Annotated in this window: 14 protein-coding genes; 8 read left to right on the top strand and 6 right to left on the bottom strand. The window is 66.9% G+C overall.

Annotation, left to right across the window (positions count from 1 at the left end; genetic code table 11):
- Positions 1–68: 68 nt before the first annotated feature.
- Positions 69–962, top strand: coding sequence for a universal stress protein (locus ACFWBU_RS09330; RefSeq protein WP_169621231.1), 894 nt, complete (start codon positions 69–71; stop codon positions 960–962).
- Positions 963–1,056: 94 nt separating this feature from the next.
- On the opposite strand, the gene ACFWBU_RS09325 is transcribed toward ACFWBU_RS09330, so the two are convergent.
- On the bottom strand, positions 1,057–2,559 hold the full coding sequence (locus ACFWBU_RS09325) for an AAA family ATPase (protein ID WP_378528101.1): 1,503 nt from the start codon (positions 2,557–2,559) through the stop codon (positions 1,057–1,059).
- A gap of 149 nt (positions 2,560–2,708) precedes the next feature.
- On the opposite strand from ACFWBU_RS09325, the gene ACFWBU_RS09320 reads away from it, so the two are divergent.
- From ACFWBU_RS09320 to ACFWBU_RS09300, 5 genes are all read left to right on the top strand, one after another.
- Positions 2,709–5,069 carry a glycerol-3-phosphate 1-O-acyltransferase gene (locus ACFWBU_RS09320; protein ID WP_169651925.1) on the top strand — a complete coding sequence of 787 codons (2,361 nt, stop codon included), beginning with the start codon at positions 2,709–2,711 and terminating at the stop codon, positions 5,067–5,069.
- Positions 5,066–6,499, top strand: coding sequence for an HAD-IB family hydrolase (locus ACFWBU_RS09315; protein ID WP_169651926.1), 1,434 nt, complete (start codon positions 5,066–5,068; stop codon positions 6,497–6,499). The genes ACFWBU_RS09320 and ACFWBU_RS09315 overlap by 4 nt, the downstream gene beginning before the upstream one ends.
- Positions 6,496–7,653, top strand: coding sequence for a YbhN family protein (locus ACFWBU_RS09310; RefSeq protein ID WP_169621235.1), 1,158 nt, complete (start codon positions 6,496–6,498; stop codon positions 7,651–7,653). Before ACFWBU_RS09315 ends, ACFWBU_RS09310 begins: the two co-directional genes overlap by 4 nt.
- 141 nt (positions 7,654–7,794) lie before the next feature.
- Positions 7,795–9,390, top strand: coding sequence for a sodium-dependent transporter (locus tag ACFWBU_RS09305; protein ID WP_378528100.1), 1,596 nt, complete (start codon positions 7,795–7,797; stop codon positions 9,388–9,390).
- Entirely contained in the window at positions 9,387–9,494 is a 108-nt protein-coding gene (locus tag ACFWBU_RS09300; RefSeq protein ID WP_169621237.1) for a methionine/alanine import family NSS transporter small subunit, read from the top strand. Before ACFWBU_RS09305 ends, ACFWBU_RS09300 begins: the two co-directional genes overlap by 4 nt.
- A gap of 138 nt (positions 9,495–9,632) precedes the next feature.
- Here the strand turns inward: ACFWBU_RS09300 and ACFWBU_RS09295 are convergent, their stop codons facing one another.
- Positions 9,633–10,286 (bottom strand): TetR family transcriptional regulator, encoded by a 654-nt coding sequence (locus tag ACFWBU_RS09295; RefSeq protein WP_378528099.1) that lies wholly within the window; start codon positions 10,284–10,286, stop codon positions 9,633–9,635.
- Positions 10,287–10,448: 162 nt separating this feature from the next.
- Between ACFWBU_RS09295 and ACFWBU_RS09290 the strand changes: the two genes are divergently transcribed.
- Positions 10,449–11,294 (top strand): LLM class F420-dependent oxidoreductase, encoded by an 846-nt coding sequence (locus ACFWBU_RS09290; protein WP_169621239.1) that lies wholly within the window; start codon positions 10,449–10,451, stop codon positions 11,292–11,294.
- A gap of 26 nt (positions 11,295–11,320) precedes the next feature.
- The gene (locus tag ACFWBU_RS09285; RefSeq protein ID WP_378528098.1) at positions 11,321–12,784 is read left to right on the top strand and encodes an FAD-dependent oxidoreductase; all 1,464 of its coding nucleotides are present in this window, start codon (positions 11,321–11,323) and stop codon (positions 12,782–12,784) included.
- Positions 12,785–12,808: 24 nt separating this feature from the next.
- Here ACFWBU_RS09285 and ACFWBU_RS09280 read toward each other — a convergent pair whose 3' ends face one another.
- The 4 genes from ACFWBU_RS09280 to ACFWBU_RS09265 all read right to left on the bottom strand — a co-directional run bounded on the left by ACFWBU_RS09280 (position 12,809) and on the right by ACFWBU_RS09265 (position 16,457).
- Entirely contained in the window at positions 12,809–14,377 is a 1,569-nt protein-coding gene (locus tag ACFWBU_RS09280; RefSeq protein WP_378528097.1) for a GMC oxidoreductase, read from the bottom strand.
- Positions 14,378–14,439: 62 nt separating this feature from the next.
- On the bottom strand, positions 14,440–15,699 hold the full coding sequence (locus ACFWBU_RS09275) for a hypothetical protein (protein ID WP_378528096.1): 1,260 nt from the start codon (positions 15,697–15,699) through the stop codon (positions 14,440–14,442).
- Complete coding sequence (locus ACFWBU_RS09270; RefSeq protein ID WP_169621243.1) at positions 15,693–16,244, bottom strand: nuclear transport factor 2 family protein; 552 nt, start codon at positions 16,242–16,244, stop codon at positions 15,693–15,695. Before ACFWBU_RS09270 ends, ACFWBU_RS09275 begins: the two co-directional genes overlap by 7 nt.
- 18 nt (positions 16,245–16,262) lie before the next feature.
- Positions 16,263–16,457, bottom strand: coding sequence for a ferredoxin (locus tag ACFWBU_RS09265; RefSeq protein WP_169621244.1), 195 nt, complete (start codon positions 16,455–16,457; stop codon positions 16,263–16,265).
- Positions 16,458–16,466 lie beyond the last annotated feature (9 nt).

Here is a 16,466-nt window from a genome sequence, read left to right as displayed (position 1 = left end):
GATCACGGCGTGCGGCCGGACACGGCAGCGCCGATCGTCACACAATGAAAACGAACAAGGAGACATCGATGAGCACACCGAGCAACCGAAACGCTGTCGTCGCAGGCGTCGACGGTTCCGATACCGCCGCAGCGGCCGCCCGGTGGGCCGGCGCTCTTGCCGCACGTCTCGAGGCACCGCTGCACCTGGTGCACTCGCTGCCCAGCGAGGGCATCTTCTACAGCGAAGCTGCCGTCCTGATCCAGTCACAGATGGTCGAACAGCTCAAGGCGGACGGTGAGGCGCTCCTCCGGGACATCACCGCGAAGGTTCACGCCGACCAGCCGGATCTCGAGATCAAGAGCTTCATCGGTCCCGGACCCGCCGCCACGTCGCTGCTCGAAGCCGCCGACGACGCACGGATCGTGGTGCTCGGCGCCACCGGCGCCGGTGCCGTCGAGAACTTCCTGCTCGGCTCGACCGTGCTGCGCGTCGCGAACAACGCGCCGTGCCCGGTCGTGGTGTGGCGTGGCGACACCGCCAACCCGCTGCCCGATGCCCGACCCATCGTGGTCGGAGTCGACGGAAGCGAACTGTCGGCTGCCGCAGTCCGTTACGCGTTCCAGGTTGCTTCCTTCCTCGGCGCACCGCTCACGGCCGTGCACTCCTGGATCGGAGACTCCGCCCTCGGGGTGGGCGCCACCGCCGCGCTCGTCGACTGGGATGCTGTCGCCGAATCCGAATCGGCCGTGCTCGCCGAGGCACTGGCAGGCTTGCAGGAGGAGTACCCCGACGTCGAGGTCCAGCGCGTCCTCGACCGCGGCCCCGCGGCACGAGTGCTGCTCCGGCACCTGGGCGACGCCCAGCTCGCCGTCGTCGGCAGCCACGGCCGCGGTCAGTTCCGTGCCGCACTGCTCGGCTCCACCAGCCAGAATCTGCTGCACAAGGCACCGTGCCCCGTGCTCGTCGCACGCAAGATCTGATCCGCTCAGCGACTGATCCGCTCAGCGACGCGGAGCCGGTTCCCGTTCACGGGCGGCTCCGCGTCGCGCCGGCAGGGCGCTCCCGGTCGAGCTCTCACCAGGGAGCGAGTCCGAGTTCCCTCTCGAGCCATGCCTTGTCGACCGCGCTGCTGTCGGTCGTGTCCACCACGAGCGCGGCGGGCCACTCGTCCCGGCGTCGCAGTTGCACGGCAAGCACTGCTGGTGTGGCGTCGGACGGATCGTCGTTCCGTTCCGCGCGGGCACGGATGCGTTGCTCCAGTACCGCCGGGTCGGCACGGCATTCGATCTCCACGACATCGGCGGACGCCGCCGCTGCAACCTCGCGGGCGCGGACCCGCTGCGGCTCCGACAGCCACGTCGCATCCAGGACCGCCGACCGTCCGTGAGCAAGTTCGGACGCGGCCCTCGCCAGCATTTCCTCGTACGTCGCGCGCGTATGCCCGGACGAGTAGAGCCCACTGTCGACGCCGTCGCCGGTGCGGTCCGTCGGGTCGATCCCGGCGAGTTCTTTGCGGATGACATCGCTGCGCAACACGGATGCGTCCAGATACTCACCGATCGTCCGGGAGAGTGTGGACTTCCCCGTGCCCGTCACACCGCCGACCAGCACGAGCCTCACACGCGCGCGCTCGAGGTTGCGTTCGACCTGCTCGACGAAGTTCAGCGCGACCGCGCCGGACGCCTCGTCGCCCTGTTCGTGCCGAAGTGCGGTCACCTTGGCGCGCACCAGCGCGCGATAGGCGACGTAATGGTGCACCAGCGAGCGCGACGGTGCGTCGCCGGAGGCCGCCGCGTAACAGCGGAGCAGGTTCCGAGCGGAGTCGACGGCACCGGATCTCTCGAGATCCATTGCAAGAAAGGCGATGTCGAGAAGACCGTCACCGTAGCGCAGTTCGTCGTCGAATTCGAGGCAGTCGATGATCCGCGGTCCGTCGTCGAGACAGAAGATGTCGTCCGCCAAAAGATCACCGTGACCGTCGACCGCACGCCCCGAGGCGATCCGCTCGGTGAACAGCGGCGCCCTGCCGTCGAGGTAACGGGTCGCGGCGGACCGGATGCGCGCGACCGTCGCCGCGGCCGTACCGCCCACCTTCAACCGTTCGAGATGGTCCAGGCTCAGCGTCCAGAGTTCGCGAAGGAACTCGACCGACGCGCACCGGTCGATTGCCGGGTCCCGGGGCGACGCGGCATGCAGGTCCGCCACCTGCCGCGCGACCGACTCGATGACCTGCTCGACGTCCTCACCGCGCCGGACCAGCATGGCCAACCGCCGGTCGTCGGGCAACCGGACCATCTCGACGAGGTGTTCGCACACCTGCCCGTCGGGTCCGTGGACATCGGCAACACCCAGATAGACGTCCGGTGCCATCCGCCGGTTGAGATCGACCTCGCGGTGGCAGGCACGCTCGCGCGCTGCCCGGGTCCGGTTGTCGAGAAAGCCCAGATCCAGTGGCTTCTTCATCTTGTGCACACGATCGCCGACGAGGAAGAGCACCGACGTGTGCGTCTCCCGCATCGCCGCATATCCGGCACCGCCTGTTTCGGTGAATCCTGCCAAAGCCGATCTCCCGTCCATGGGTACCGCGCCCTGCGCGCCCTCCACATTCTCGTCCCGACCGCCGAACCGTACACCGGTTCGTACCGGCTTTTCTCACGCAGATGCGCCGAGTGAACCCGCCTCGTCGGGGTAGTTTTCACATCGGGGAATCGAACGAACGGGGCGACATGAGGGACGACGAGCAGCGTGGCTCGCACACACCGACACGTCCGACCGTGGTGGTTGCGGCTGCGACCACCCCGATCGAACGAAGGCTCATCACGGAGTGGCTCCACTCCGATCGAGTGCCTGCCGAACACCGCACGGCAGCACGCCCCGAGGCGCTCGACCTCGATTCCCAGATCTTCACGACCGAACTGCTCAGCCGCACCGACGATCCACTCGTGCTGCCGGTGCGGGTGGTCTGGCTTCCCGCCGAGCGCGACGGCGCACGCCGGGCGCGGTTCTCCGATGTCCTCGCACTCACCAACCCCCGCAACCCGAACCGGCTGATCCAGAAATGGCTCGTGGGGAAGGGAGCCGACCGCTACCGGATCGTGGTGGCACAACCGGCGCCCCTGAGCGAACTCCGCGGCGACTTTGCGGCCGAGTACGGCTCCGACGCGGTCGAAGCAGGCAATCTCGCCCGGTACATCATGCGCCGGGCGGTGGTGGCCCTCGAACGAGCCGAGCGCGCCGTGATCGGTGACCGGTACAAGGTGCCGCGACTCGTCGCCGAACAGATCATGGATTCGTCGGCGTTCCGGCAGCGGCTCGACGCCCTCGCGGCCGAGTTGCGCGTGTCTCGCAGCGATGTGGACGCGCGGGCACGCAGTGCTCTCCGTGAACTCGTGGCCGTGCAGTCACGCCTCGTCACCGACCTGTTCACCCAGGCGATGCGGCCGCTGCACACGTCGGCATGGACGGTGCACGCGGACGAATCCGGTTTGCGCTCGCTTCGCGGACTCAACCGGACGCGCCCACTGGTGTTCCTGCCGTCGCACCGGTCGTATGCGGACGCATTAGTGCTCGGCGACATCCTGGCCGCGAACGAGTTCCCCCGCAACCACCTGATGGGTGGCGCGAATCTGACGTTCTGGCCCATCGGCCCGATGGCGCGCCGGACGGGAACTGTATTCATCCGGCGCAGTTTCGGTGACGACGCGGTCTACAAAGCGGCGCTCGAAGAGTACTTCGCGTTCTTGCTCGCCAAACGATTCAACCTCGAGTGGTACTTCGAAGGCGGGCGCACGCGTACCGGCAAGCTTCGGCCACCTCGGTACGGACTGCTCAACTATGTAGCCAACGCGGTGCGCGCGGACCGGGTCGACGACGCGATGCTGGTACCGGTCTCCATCACCTATGAAGCGCTGGCGGAGGTCGCGGGGGTCGCGGCGGAGCAGACCGGAAGCGCGAAGAAGCCCGAGGGGCTGACGTGGCTGTTCCGGTACATGCGCAGCCAGCAGCGCAGCGCCGGCCATGTCTATGTGCGATTCGGCGAGCCGATCTCGATGCGGTCGCGTCTCGCCGCCGGCGGTGACCCCGACGTGGCCGGTGACCTCCCCGCCGACGAGACCGAACGCTCGGACCGCCGCCGGAGGGCGCTGCAGAAAGTGGCGTTCGAGGTAGCGGTCGGGATCAACTGCACCACCCCGGTGACCGTGAACTCGCTCGTGACGCTCGCCCTGCTCGGCGTGCGCGATCGATCGCTCACCCTCGACGAGGTACGCGCGGTGATCGCGCCCGTGCGGGACTACCTCGACCGCCGACGCATCCCTCACGGTGAACTCCGGATGCTCGACATGGAGGGAGGACTCGCCACGGTGCTCGCGGCGTTGACCGACGGCGGTGTGGTGACCACCTACGCCGGCGGTGACGAACCCGTGTATTCGATCCACCGCGACCAGCACCTCGTCGCGGCGTTCTATCGCAACAGCGGCGTGCACTGGTTCGTCAACCGGTCGATCCTGGAACTCGCCGTTCTCTACGCGCACGACAGTCCCGGTGAAGGTGATCCCGTACGCGTCGCGTGGGAGGAAGCCAAGCGTCTCCGCGATCTTCTGAAATTCGAATTCTTCTTTCCCGACCGGGACACCTTCGAAGCGCAGATGCGCGAGGAACTCGAGCTTCTCGTACCGGAATGGGGAGACGCCCTGCCCACCAAGGAAAAGGCGCTCACCGGACTCGTCGAAACCGGGTTCTTCATGTCCCATCGCACGTTGCGCTCGTTCCTCGACGCCCAACTCGTCGTCGCCGAGCGACTCGCGAAGCGAGATCCGTCCGTGGATATCGTGCAGGAGTCGTTCCTCGACGAGTGCGCGGCGGTAGGACGGCAGATGCTGTTGCAGGGCCGTTTGCACGGTTCCGAATCGGTCTCGTCGGAGTTGTTCGCCACGGCGCTGGACTTGGCCCGCAATCGAGGGCTGCTCGAGCGGGACGACTCCGTGGCAGAGAAAAGGCGCACATTCGCGGCCCAACTGCTCGCGGTGGGTGAACGAATCGCGCTCGCCGAGTCACTCGACGTGTCGAACAGGAAGGCGAACCGGTGAACATCGAGACGGCGCTCGAACGGGTGCGTACCGGACCTCGGGGCCCGGAAACTGCGGCGTTCTTCGACTTCGACGGCACCATCGTGCACGGGTTCTCCGGTCTCCACTTCTTCCGGGATCGTCTGCTGTCCGGCAACGTCGGCGCGACCGAACTCGCCGCGACCATGCTCAACGGCCTGCGCGGAACGGAAACCGAAGACGATTTCGAGCGGTTCGCCGGAACCGTCTTCAAGGCCTGGCGCGGCCACACCGAGGACGAGCTGTACGACCTCGGGCAGCGTCTGTTCATGTCCACCATCGCCGGGCACCTCTACCCGGAGGCGTGGCAGCTTGTCGGAGCGCATCAGAACGCCGGCCACACCGTCGTGATCGCGTCCTCCGCGTCCCGCTACCAGATCCAGGCATGCAGCGACGCGCTCGGAATCGAGCACGTCCTGTACACCCCGCTCGAGGTTCGGGACGGCGTTCTCACCGGCCGCGTCGACGGCAGGTCGCTGTGGCGCAGCGGGAAGGCCCAGGCAGCGCGCGCCTTCATGGACGCCCACGGTATCGACAGCGAGACGAGCTACTCCTACTCCAACGGAGGTGAAGACGCGGATTTCCTTGCTGCGACAGCACATCCCACCGCGACGAACCCCGACCGCACACTACATCGCATCGCGCTCGAACGTGGCTGGCCGGTGTTGCGTTTCCGCCCGCGAGGCACTCCGGGGGCGAAGGAATTCGTACGAACCGCCGCGGCGTACGGAGGATTGTTCGGTTCGGTCTGGGCCGGGCTCGGCCTCGGGCTGCTCAACGGAAGCAGGAAGATCGCACTCGACTCCATCCTCAACCTCGGCTCGGAGGTGTCGCTGGCACTCGCCGGTATCGATGTCCGCGTCGTCGGGCAGGCCAACGCGTGGTCCGCACGGCCGGCGGTGTTCCTCTTCAATCACCAGAGTCAGCTCGACCCGCTGGTGCTCGCGAAAGTGCTGCGCCACGACTTCACCGGAGTCGCGAAACAGGAAATGGCGCGCGACCCGTTCTTCGGGCCGCTGCTGCGATTCGGCGGCGTCACGTTCGTCGACCGAAACAACACGGAGCGAGCCCTCGCCGCGCTCGGCCCGGTGGTGGAGACTCTCCGCAACGGAACGTCGTTGGTCATCGCGCCCGAGGGCACCCGCTCGTTGACGCCGGCGATCGGCACGTTCAAAAAGGGTGCCTTCCGCATCGCGATGGCGGCGGGCGTTCCGGTGGTTCCGATCGTGATCCGCAACTCGGGAGAGATGCTGTGGAAGCACTCGACGCTGCTGAGGTCGGGCACCGTCGACGTCGCGGTGCTCGACCCGATCGACGTCGGCGACTGGTCCCCGGACGAACTGGGTGACCGCATCGCAGAGGTCGAAGATCTCTACCGGAACACCCTCGGCCGCTGGCCGGTCGCCCGATGACGGACGACGAGAACCGCGAGGACCACTCCCCCGATGAGTCGGGGAACGGGGACGAGGCAGGGAACGAGAAGGCGGAGAACGAGAACGACGAGGCCGGTGCCGGCCATACCGGGGCACTGACCCCGAACCGGCGCAAGAAGCTCAAGTGGATCGTCGGCGGACTCCTGGTCGTGGTTCTCACCGTCGAGGTGATCTTGATCTGGCCGGAGTTGTCGAGCAGCGTCCGGGATCTGGGTGATCTGAAATGGCTGTGGGTCGCGGCCGCTGTCGTCGCGTCCATGGCCGAGATGTCGAGTTTCGCGCGGGTGCAACGGGCGCTGTTGTCCGCTGCCGGGGTGAAGGTGACGCAGCGGCAATCGTTGTCGGTGGCTCTCGCGGCGAACTCGATGAGCGTGACGCTCCCCGGCGGGCCGGTACTCGGGACCACGTTCACCTACCGCCGGATGCGCGCGTGGGGAGCCCAGCCTGTCGTCGCGACGTGGCAGCTCGTCATGGCCGGGGTATTGCAGGCAACGGGTCTCGGGCTGCTGGGACTTGTCGGAGCCCTGCTGGTCGGGGCGACCAGCAACCCGTTCTCCCTGATCTTCTCCACCGGCGCGCTTCTCCTGATGATCGTGCTGATCCAGTACGCGGCCAGCAACCCCGGCTCGCTCGAATCCATCGGCCTGATCGCGCTACGGGGAATCAACCGGATACGCAAGAAGCCGGAGCAGTCCGGGACCCGCGCGTGGGGGAAGATCGTCGACCAGATCGGTGCCGTACAACTCGATCGGCCCCACGCCGCGCGGGCCTTCGGATGGTCGCTGTTCAACTGGGTGTGCGACGGCGCGTGCCTGATGTTCGCCGCATACGCGGTCGGAGGACACCCCAGCATCGCCGGAATTGCGGTGGCGTACGCGGCGGGCACCGCTGCGAGTCGTGCGATTCCGCTGTTGCCCGCCGGACTGGGCGTGATGGATGCGGTGCTCGTTCCTGCCCTGACCGCCAGCGGGATGAGTGGTGCCGAGGCGCTCTCCGCAGTGGTCGTCTACCGATTGATCAGCTTCGTGCTCGTCGCAGCGGTGGGATGGATCGTGTTCGCGCTCCGCTATCGCGGCACACCGGAAGACGACGCCGAACCACCACCCGACCTGCAACTCTGGCGCGACGACTGACGACGGCGCACTGCGGTCCCCGCGCGCTTTCGGCACGGCCGGGGTGACGGTTACGCGAAACACACAGCACCCGGGGAAGTACGCTGCTCCCGGGCCACGCACCAGTGTGACCCCATTCCGTCGAGTGGAGGGACGTCGTTCGTGGCACAGCAACAGGTCGCCAAGAAACGGGAGGTCTGGTCCGGGCGCTCAGTGTTCATCATGGCCGCGATCGGTTCCGCCGTCGGTCTGGGCAACATCTGGCGTTTCCCGTACATCGCGTACGAGAACGGTGGCGGCGCGTTCCTGATCCCGTATCTGGTCGCTCTCCTCACCGCGGGCCTTCCGCTCCTGTTCGTCGACTACGCGATCGGGCACAAGTTCCGGGGATCGCCGCCGCTGGCCTTCCGCAGGCTCAGCCGCGGCGCCGAGTTCCTCGGCTGGTGGCAGGTGCTGGTGTGCTTCGTGATCGGTGTGTACTACGCCGTCATCATCGCCTGGGCGGCGCGTTACACGTTCTTCTCGCTCAGCGAAGCGTGGGGCGATGACGCGGAAGGGTTCTTCCTCGAAACGTTCCTGCAGGTCGACGGTGATTCCTCGTTCGGGATGAGCTTCGTCCCGGGTGTCGCGTGGCCTCTGCTGGCCGTCTGGATCCTCACGCTCGGTGTTCTCGCGCTCGGCGTGCAGCGCGGTATCGGCAACGCCAACCGGTTCTTCGTCCCGTTGCTGGTGCTCCTGTTCGGTGCGCTCGTCGTGCGGTCGCTCACCCTCGAGGGCGCCACCATCGGCCTCGACGCCTTCTTCACGCCGAACTGGTCCGCGCTGACCGATACGAGCGTCTGGATCGCGGCGTACGCGCAGATCTTCTTCTCGCTCTCCGTCGCGTTCGGCATCATGATCACCTACTCGTCGTACCTGAAGCGCAAGACCAACCTGACCGGTTCGGGCCTGGTCGTCGGCTTCTCGAACTCGAGTTTCGAGGTCCTGGCCGGTATCGGCGTGTTCTCCGCGCTGGGCTTCATGGCCCAGGCACAGGGGGTGGGAGTCGACGAGGTCGTCGCCGGAGGTATCGGACTGGCGTTCATCGCGTTCCCGACCATCGTCTCCGAGATGCCGGGCGGCCCGATCTTCGGCGTTCTCTTCTTCGGATCCCTCGTGTTCGCCGGTTTCACCTCCCTGATCAGCATCATCCAGGTCGCCGTCTCGGCGTTCGAGGACAAGACCGGCCTCGGACGCGTTCCCGCCGTCCTCACGATCGGTGGCGTGTCGGCAATCGTCTCGCTGCTGCTGTTCCCGACCACCACGGGACTCAACACGCTCGACGTCGTCGACCGCTTCGCCAACCAGTTCGGCATCGTGGGTGTCGCCTTCGTGGCGCTCATCGTGATCGCGTGGATTCTGCGGCGCCTGCCCGACCTGCGAGACCATCTCAATTCGGTGTCGTCGTTCAAGGTCGGCCGGGCCTGGCTGGTGTTCACCGGCGGCGTCACACCCGTAGTGCTGGGATACATGCTGTTCAGCGAGATCCGTGATCGGCTGAGCGAGGGCTACGGCGGACTGCCCGACGACCTCGTCCTGGTGTTCGGGTGGGGCGTCCAGGCAGTGGTGATCGTGGCCGCCGTCGCACTCTCGTTCGTCCCGTGGCGCAAGAGCATCGACCTCGGATACGACGCCGGTGGCGAGATTCCCACCTCCGACGTGACCGTCTCGGCCGGCACCACGGATCCCGACAGCACCACCACCGGAGGTACGAAGTGAGCACATCCGCCATCGCCCTCATGATCTTCGCCCTGGTCACGCTCTGGGGCGGTCTCATCCTCAGCATCGTGCACCTGCACAACCATCCCGACGAACCCGAGTGATTCCCGGCAGATAAAGGGACACAGTCGGCCGGCAGCGGGGGCGGCGCTTCGAACAGGAGCGCCGCCCCCGCTGCGTACCCATGAGGTCATGAGCGCCGTCTCGTTCGCGGCGGAGTGCGCGTCGCGCCGGCCGGCAGGTCAGCCGGCGCGCTGCAACCGCTCGAGGCGGTCGAACACCAATGTCACCGCGGTATCGGTGTGCGCGAGCACCTCGCGCGTGCTCTGCCGCCCGGCAGCCCAGCTCACGAGGGTGGACATCCACACGTCGGCGATGATGTGCACCGCGTTGAGAACCTCTTCGGTGACGGCGTCGATTCCGGCAGCGCGGGCGAACAGATCGGTGAGGACATATCCGAGGTGGTCGAGTTCGGGGGCCGACGACGCATCGGCGAACATGGTGGCTCGCACCAGAGCGTCGTACAGGCGCGGATTCTCCTCGAGTTGCGCGACCGATGCCCGGAACACCACCATGATCCGGTCGTGCGGGGTTTCGCCGGGAAGCTCCGCCTCGGCAAAGCGCCGGGCAGCCCCTTCGAACTCGAGCACCAGCGCAACCACCAGCAGATGGTTCTTCGACGGGAAGTAGCGGTACACCGTGCCGAGAGCCACGCCGGAGCGGTCGGCTACCGAACGCATCTGCACGGCCTCGTACCCGCCCTCGGACGCAAGCTCCTTCGCCGACCCGATGATGCGCATGTAGCGGGCTCGCTGAGCGGGCCTCAGATCTGCGCCCGGTGTCGAAAAAGCCCGCTGTCTCGTGTGCGCAACCTCCGTAGTCGGGTCGTCCGCCATCACGTCACCTTCCGTTCATCCCTGTTCGAGGATAGTTCAGGCACCGATGCGGCCTTCACGACCAGCCTTCCGGCGCCTCATCTAGACAGGTGTCCGGAAACCCCTTCCCTCCAGAGGTAGAACGCGTTACATTTTCTTCGTCATCCGACGAGAGGGGCCGCAGTGCGCCACGGAATCACCCTGTTCACCAGCGACCGGGGAATCCGACCCGATGTCGCCGCGACAGCCGCGGAGAGTCGCGGGTTCGACAGCTTCTACGTTCCCGAACACACCCACATCCCGGTGCGGCGCGAATCCGCGCACCCGGGGACCGGCGACGAGACGCTGCCCGACGACCGGTACATGCGCACCCTCGACCCGTGGGTCTCGCTCGGTCTCGCAGCCGCCGTGACCTCCACGATCAGCTTGGGTACGTCCGTCGCCTTACCGCTCGAACACGACCCGATCACCCTGGCGAAGACGATCGCCACGCTCGATCACCTCTCCGGCGGACGAGTGATCCTGGGGGCCGGCTTCGGCTGGAACGCCGAAGAACTCGCAGACCACGGGGTTCCCCCCGGTAAGCGTCGCACCGCCCTGCGGGAGTACCTCGAGGCGATGCAGGCACTGTGGACCCAGGAGGAAGCGTCCTACGACGGCACCTTCGTCTCCTTCGGCCCGAGCTGGGCGTGGCCCAAGCCGGTACAGCAGCCCCGGCCCCCCGTGCTCATCGGCGCGGGCGCGACCGAGCGGAACTTCGCATGGATCGTGCGCTCGGCCGACGGCTGGATCACCACCCCCACCGAGCGAGACACCGTGGACAACGTGCACCGGCTCCACAAGATGTGGGCCGACGCCGGTCGCACCGGGACTCCGACGGTCGTCGCGCTCGCCGGACGCCCCGATACCGAGCAACTGAGCCGGTGGAGCGACGCGGGCGTGAACGAGGTCATCTTCGGACTCCCCGATCGCACGGAGGACGAAGTCGTCGCCTACATCGACCGGCTCGCCGGCAAACTCGACCACTGATCCACCGCACCAGAACGGGACCCACATTGAGCACCGACTTGCATCCCCTCCACGCCGACCGGATCACCACCTGGCACCACGAGGCCGACGTGGTGATCGCCGGATACGGCATCGCCGGAGTGTCCGCGGCCGTCGAGGCCGCGCGCACCGGCGCCGAGGTACTGGTTCTCGAACGCACCGGCGGCTGGGGCGGGGCCGCATCGTTGTCCGGGGGCATCATCTACCTGGGCGGTGGGACGGGTCTCCAGAAAGCGCTCGGGTTCGAGGACACCCCCGAGAACATGAAGACCTTCATGCTCGCAGCGCTCGGACCGGGAGCAGACGAAGCGAAGATCTCCGAATACTGCGAGGGCAGCGTCGAGCACTACGACTGGCTCGTCGACAACGGCGTGGTGTTCAAAGAGAGCTTCTGGGGTGAGCCCGGCTGGGAGATCCCGGGCGACGACGGCCTGATGTACTCCGGCGGCGAGAACGCCGCGCCCTTCAACGACATCGCGACTCCCGCTCCCCGCGGCCACGTCCCCCAGATGGCGGACAAGCGCACCGGCGAGAAGGGCGGCGGATTCATGCTCATGCAACCGCTGTCGCAGGTCGCCGAGAGCCTCGGGGTCCGAGCCGAATACGACGTCCGGGTGCAGCGTCTGATCGTCGACGAGGACGGCCGGGTCGTCGGCATCGCCGCCAAGCAGTACGGCAACGAGGTCTATGTCCGGGCACGTCGCGGCGTCGTCCTCGCGACCGGGAGTTTCGCCTACAACAAAGAGATGATCTCGGCGTATGCGCCCCAACTGGAGGGGCGTCCGGGTGCGGCGATCGAGGAACACGACGGTCGTGCGATCCGGATGGCACAGGCGCTCGGTGCCGACCTCGCCCACATGGATGCCACCGAGGTCGCATTCTTCGGGGATCCCCAGTTGATGGCGCGCGGCATTCTCGTCAACGGCCGCGGGAACCGGTACGTGCCCGAGGACACCTACCCCGGCCGCATCGGGCAGTTGACCCTGCTCAAGAACGACAATCAGGCGTTCCTCGTCATCGACGAGGCCGCATACGAAGAGGGATGTGCCGCAACCAGTTCCACGCCCTTCTTCCGTTTCCGGCCGAAATGGGTCGCCGAGACGGTCGAAGAACTCGAATCCGATATGGGATTGCCGGCGGGAACACTGCAGGCAACCGTCGAGGTCTACAACCGGCACGCGGAGACCGGGACCGATCCCGTCCTCGGCAAGAAGAGCGAATGGTGTGTTCCGATCGGTTCGCCGATCGCCGCGATCGACCTGCGCAACTGCACCGCCGGATTCACTCTCGGTGGCCTGCGCACGACCGTCGACTCCGAGGTTCTCCACGTCTCCGGCGAACCGATCCCCGGCCTGTTCGCGGCGGGCCGTTGCACATCCGGGGTCTGCGCCTGGGGATATGCGAGCGGAACGTCGCTCGGCGACGGCAGTTTCTTCGGTCGACGGGCGGGCGTCTCCGCGGCCAAGGGCTGAACCGGATCCCGCCCGGTCCCGGGCTCAGAACACCACACCGGCATCGCGGCGGACGATCTCGTCCGCACCGTACTCCGCGAGCGCGGCGATCGTCATGGACGGATTGCACGCACCGGTCGAGCCCGGGATCTTCGCCCCGTCCACCACGTACAACCCGCGCTGCCCGAGCACGCGACCTACCTCGTCGCACACCGGACCCATCGGCGCTCCCCCGAGCGGATGGAACGTGTTGACGTCCACCGCATTGATGTCGACCACGAGTGCGGCAGGACCGGCGATACGCCGGATACGCGTTTCGATGGCCCGGGTCAGCTCACGGTCGAATTTCTGATCCCAGTGCAGCACAGCGTCGTCGGTGGCGGCGTCGTACTGCCATCGCCCGAGCCCGCGCACGACCCCCAGCCCGATCACCGATGTGGTGCCGATGTCGGCCGGCCACGGCACCGGTCCGGTCACGATCATCAGCGCGCCGGCGGGATCGGAATAGTCCTTCATCCCGACGCACGCCGGCCCACCCTGGAACTCCCCCGGACTCGACAGCGGCGTGGTCACCGAGAACACGCGGTCGCCGTTGTTGCCCCACCCCGTTCCCACCTCGTCCGGCAGGTCCGGGACGAGGTTCTTCACGTGGGCCTTCATCAGCAACCGGGTCGTGCCGGCCGATCCCGCACCGAGGAATACCGCCTCCGACAGGAGCCTTTTGCGTTCGAGAATCGTTCCGTCGGTGTGGATCCGGTCGACATGCGTGATCCACGTTCCGTTCGGTGCCCCCTCGATGTCGGTGACGCGATGCAGCGGCGCAACCGACACGTTGCCGGTGTTCTCGGCCGCGGCCAGATAGGTCACATCCACCGAGAACTTCCCACCGTTGTTCACGCCGTAGATGACGTCACCGGTCGTGTAGGACGGTTTCAGTTCACCCGTGAGTTCGCGACGCGCGAAATCCCAGTCGATGGACATCGGCACCCGGAACGTGTCGAATCCCTCGCGCGCGGCCCGGTCGAGGAATTCCCGCGACGACCGGTAGCGAGGGTGTGCGAGCAGGTCGTCGGGGATCTCCGCGACGCGCAGCATCCGCGCGACCCGCGGGTAGTACTCCCGGTCGAGGAGGTCGTAGTCGAGGCTCGGCGACACGGACGCCGCGAACCGTGCACCGTCCGGTTGCAGCGTCATCCCGTGGTAGGCGAGCGAACTGCCGCCGACGCCCGCGCCGCACAGGATATCGATTCCGTTGCCGCGCACCCGTTCCATCAGGCCGGTGTACGGCTCCGACGGAATCGGGGGGGCACCGGTCATCACCGGCATCGGTGACAGCCAGGACGCACGCCGGTCGGGCGCGAACATGCGCGGGAACGTTTCCGCATTCGGGCCTGTGGGCCAACGGATCCCACGCTCGAGCACAACCGTCTCCACCCCCGCACGCCCGAGGTGCATCGCGGTGATCGCGCCGCCGAAACCGCTTCCGATCACCACCGCGCGATGGCGTTCCTCGGTGACCTCCGCCCGGGCGCGGGGAACCGCCACCACCGTCAAGGCCACTGCCGCGGCAGCAGCGGTCCCCAGAAAAGTACGACGCGACAGAGCGGTGTCCACATGATCTCCTGAACGAAAGGGGTTCGATCGTGAAGAGCGGAAAGCCTGGCAGAGCCGGAACGTCAGAGAACGGTGAGCGGTAGCGGAATCCCGCGGTCGGCGAACACGAAATCGGTGCCGGAACTGAAGCGCGTGATGGCCACCTCGCCGCATTCCTTCGCGGGCGTGTCCTCACGCACGACACCGACGACGAGGGAGTCCTCGGTTTCCGATTCCACCCGAACGGAGAAGTGTGCGTCCACGCCACGCACGAGCGCATCGAGAGCACCCAGGTGATCGGAGTCGACCAGTGTCGGCCACGCCCCGTCCACGTGCGCCCCACCCCGCCGGTGGATGTGCAAGGTCAGACCGTGCGAGTCGTGCTCGACGGTGCGTTCGACATAGTGGTAGGGCGACAACACGGGATGAACGTCGAGGACGGCCGCGAGTCCTGCGAACGACTGCGGCGTTCCCAGCGCCCGATGGATCCGCTCCGACGCGATGCCCGCAATCCCGGTGAGCTGTTTGCGGGCGAGATCGAGCGCGGACGCTTCGTCGGTGCGCTTGCGCACGCCCATGAGAAATCCCAGCGTGAGCATGTGCTGTTGCAGGCATACCTCTTCGGCGATCCGCACCAGCGCAGATTTCGAGAAGTCCGCGAACCGCAGGTCCGACAGGAGCGGACCCGAATAGTCGTGGTTCCCTTCGCCGTCGCCGTCGATCGGACTCAGCTCGGCGGCCACGGCCGCGGTGCGCCCGAGTGCTTCGGTGTGCGGTTCCATCTTCGGCGGCACGTGCGACGGATCGATGGTGACCGTCCACGCGCAGTGCGGGTGCCGGTCCTCGGGAACCCGCGGCGGCCGGTGGATGGGCCGCACCTGCGCGTACGGATTGGTGGCGAGCGCGGTCGCGTCGAACGTCGGGTCCTCGATGTCGTGGCACATGGCCGTGACGTACGCGTCGCCGAGCGGTTCGACGTCCATGAGTGCGCCACAGTGATCGAGCTGGAACTCGCCGTGGTTGCGGTCGTCGACGCGGTACCGGAAGTCCATGAACTGCGGCGGTGCGCCGATGTCGAGTTGCAGGCCCTTGAAGATGGTGGCGACGTCGTCGCCCTCGTAGTTCAGGGCGCGCTGCATCCGCCGGGTGTACCAGGGCGACGCCGCCTGCCATTCCTCGATCGCGACTTCTGCCATTCCCTCACGGCCGAAGGCCGAGATGAGGTGCGCCATGCCCGAGCGGTCGATGAGTTGTCCGCACAGCAGCAGTTCGGGTACCAGCACGGCCAGGTCGGCGCGCAAGAGCGCCGCAAACGATCCCCCCGTGCGCGCCGGGCTCACCACAGCGGAACCGGAGACTGTCCGACGCGGTACCAGCCGGGCAGCGGAGTCTTCGAGGTGGACCGTTCGATCCGCTTGCTCATCCCGTCCGACAGTTTGTTGTCGGTGATCATCTCGAGGAACAGATGGGAGACGTTGCCGAAGTCGAAGAAGTCGCGCTGCCAGGACCACTGGAAGTTTCCGCCGTAACGGAACCAGCTGCCCCCGATGCCCTGCACCGTGTAGGGCTCACCGTTGTCGCGGGTCTCGTCCGCGGTCTGCTTCCAGAAACCGATGACGTCCCCGGACCGCTCGTCGACGACGAACTGCTGATAGGGGTACTGCCACCCTTCGAGTCCCTCCATCTCCTGTCCGAGCGCGATGTCGCGGATCTCGTCGCGGCCGACCGCCATGAACTCCTGCTTCGGTCCGTAATTCCAGCCGTAGGTCGCGTCCTCGGTATACATGTCCGCCAACGGCTTCCAGTCGCCCTCGGCCTCGGCGCGCTTGTTGGCGTCGGTCCAGCGGGCGATCATCTCGTCGAGCTCGGCACGATCGAACGTAGCCATGGGTCGGTCTCCTGGGTCTCAGTCTTCGACGATGCGAAGTGCTTGGGTCGGGCAGTACTTCACGGCGGCCTCGGTGTCGCTGCGCAACTCCTCGGGCACAGGGTTTCGGAGTATCTCCACCTCGCCGTGTTTTGCGACGGCGAACACGTCGGGCGCCTCCATCGCGCACATGGCATGTCCCTGGCAGAGATCGAGATCTGCTTCGACTCTCACGGCGGACAC

The organism is Rhodococcus sp. NPDC060084, assembly GCF_042730335.1.
Classification (GTDB): domain Bacteria; phylum Actinomycetota; class Actinomycetes; order Mycobacteriales; family Mycobacteriaceae; genus Rhodococcus.
This window is presented reverse-complemented; position numbering and strand designations above follow the sequence as displayed.

What these genes read in the sequence shown, in the direction of transcription:
- ACFWBU_RS09295 (WP_378528099.1), bottom strand. Translation starts at nt 10,286, where the DNA reads ATGGCGGACGACCCGACTACGGAGGTTGCGCACACGAGACAGCGGGCT.
- ACFWBU_RS09310 (WP_169621235.1), top strand. Translation starts at nt 6,496, where the DNA reads ATGACGGACGACGAGAACCGCGAGGACCACTCCCCCGATGAGTCGGGG.
- ACFWBU_RS09325 (WP_378528101.1), bottom strand. Translation starts at nt 2,559, where the DNA reads ATGGACGGGAGATCGGCTTTGGCAGGATTCACCGAAACAGGCGGTGCC.
- ACFWBU_RS09320 (WP_169651925.1), top strand. Translation starts at nt 2,709, where the DNA reads ATGAGGGACGACGAGCAGCGTGGCTCGCACACACCGACACGTCCGACC.
- ACFWBU_RS09330 (WP_169621231.1), top strand. Translation starts at nt 69, where the DNA reads ATGAGCACACCGAGCAACCGAAACGCTGTCGTCGCAGGCGTCGACGGT.
- ACFWBU_RS09270 (WP_169621243.1), bottom strand. Translation starts at nt 16,244, where the DNA reads ATGGCTACGTTCGATCGTGCCGAGCTCGACGAGATGATCGCCCGCTGG.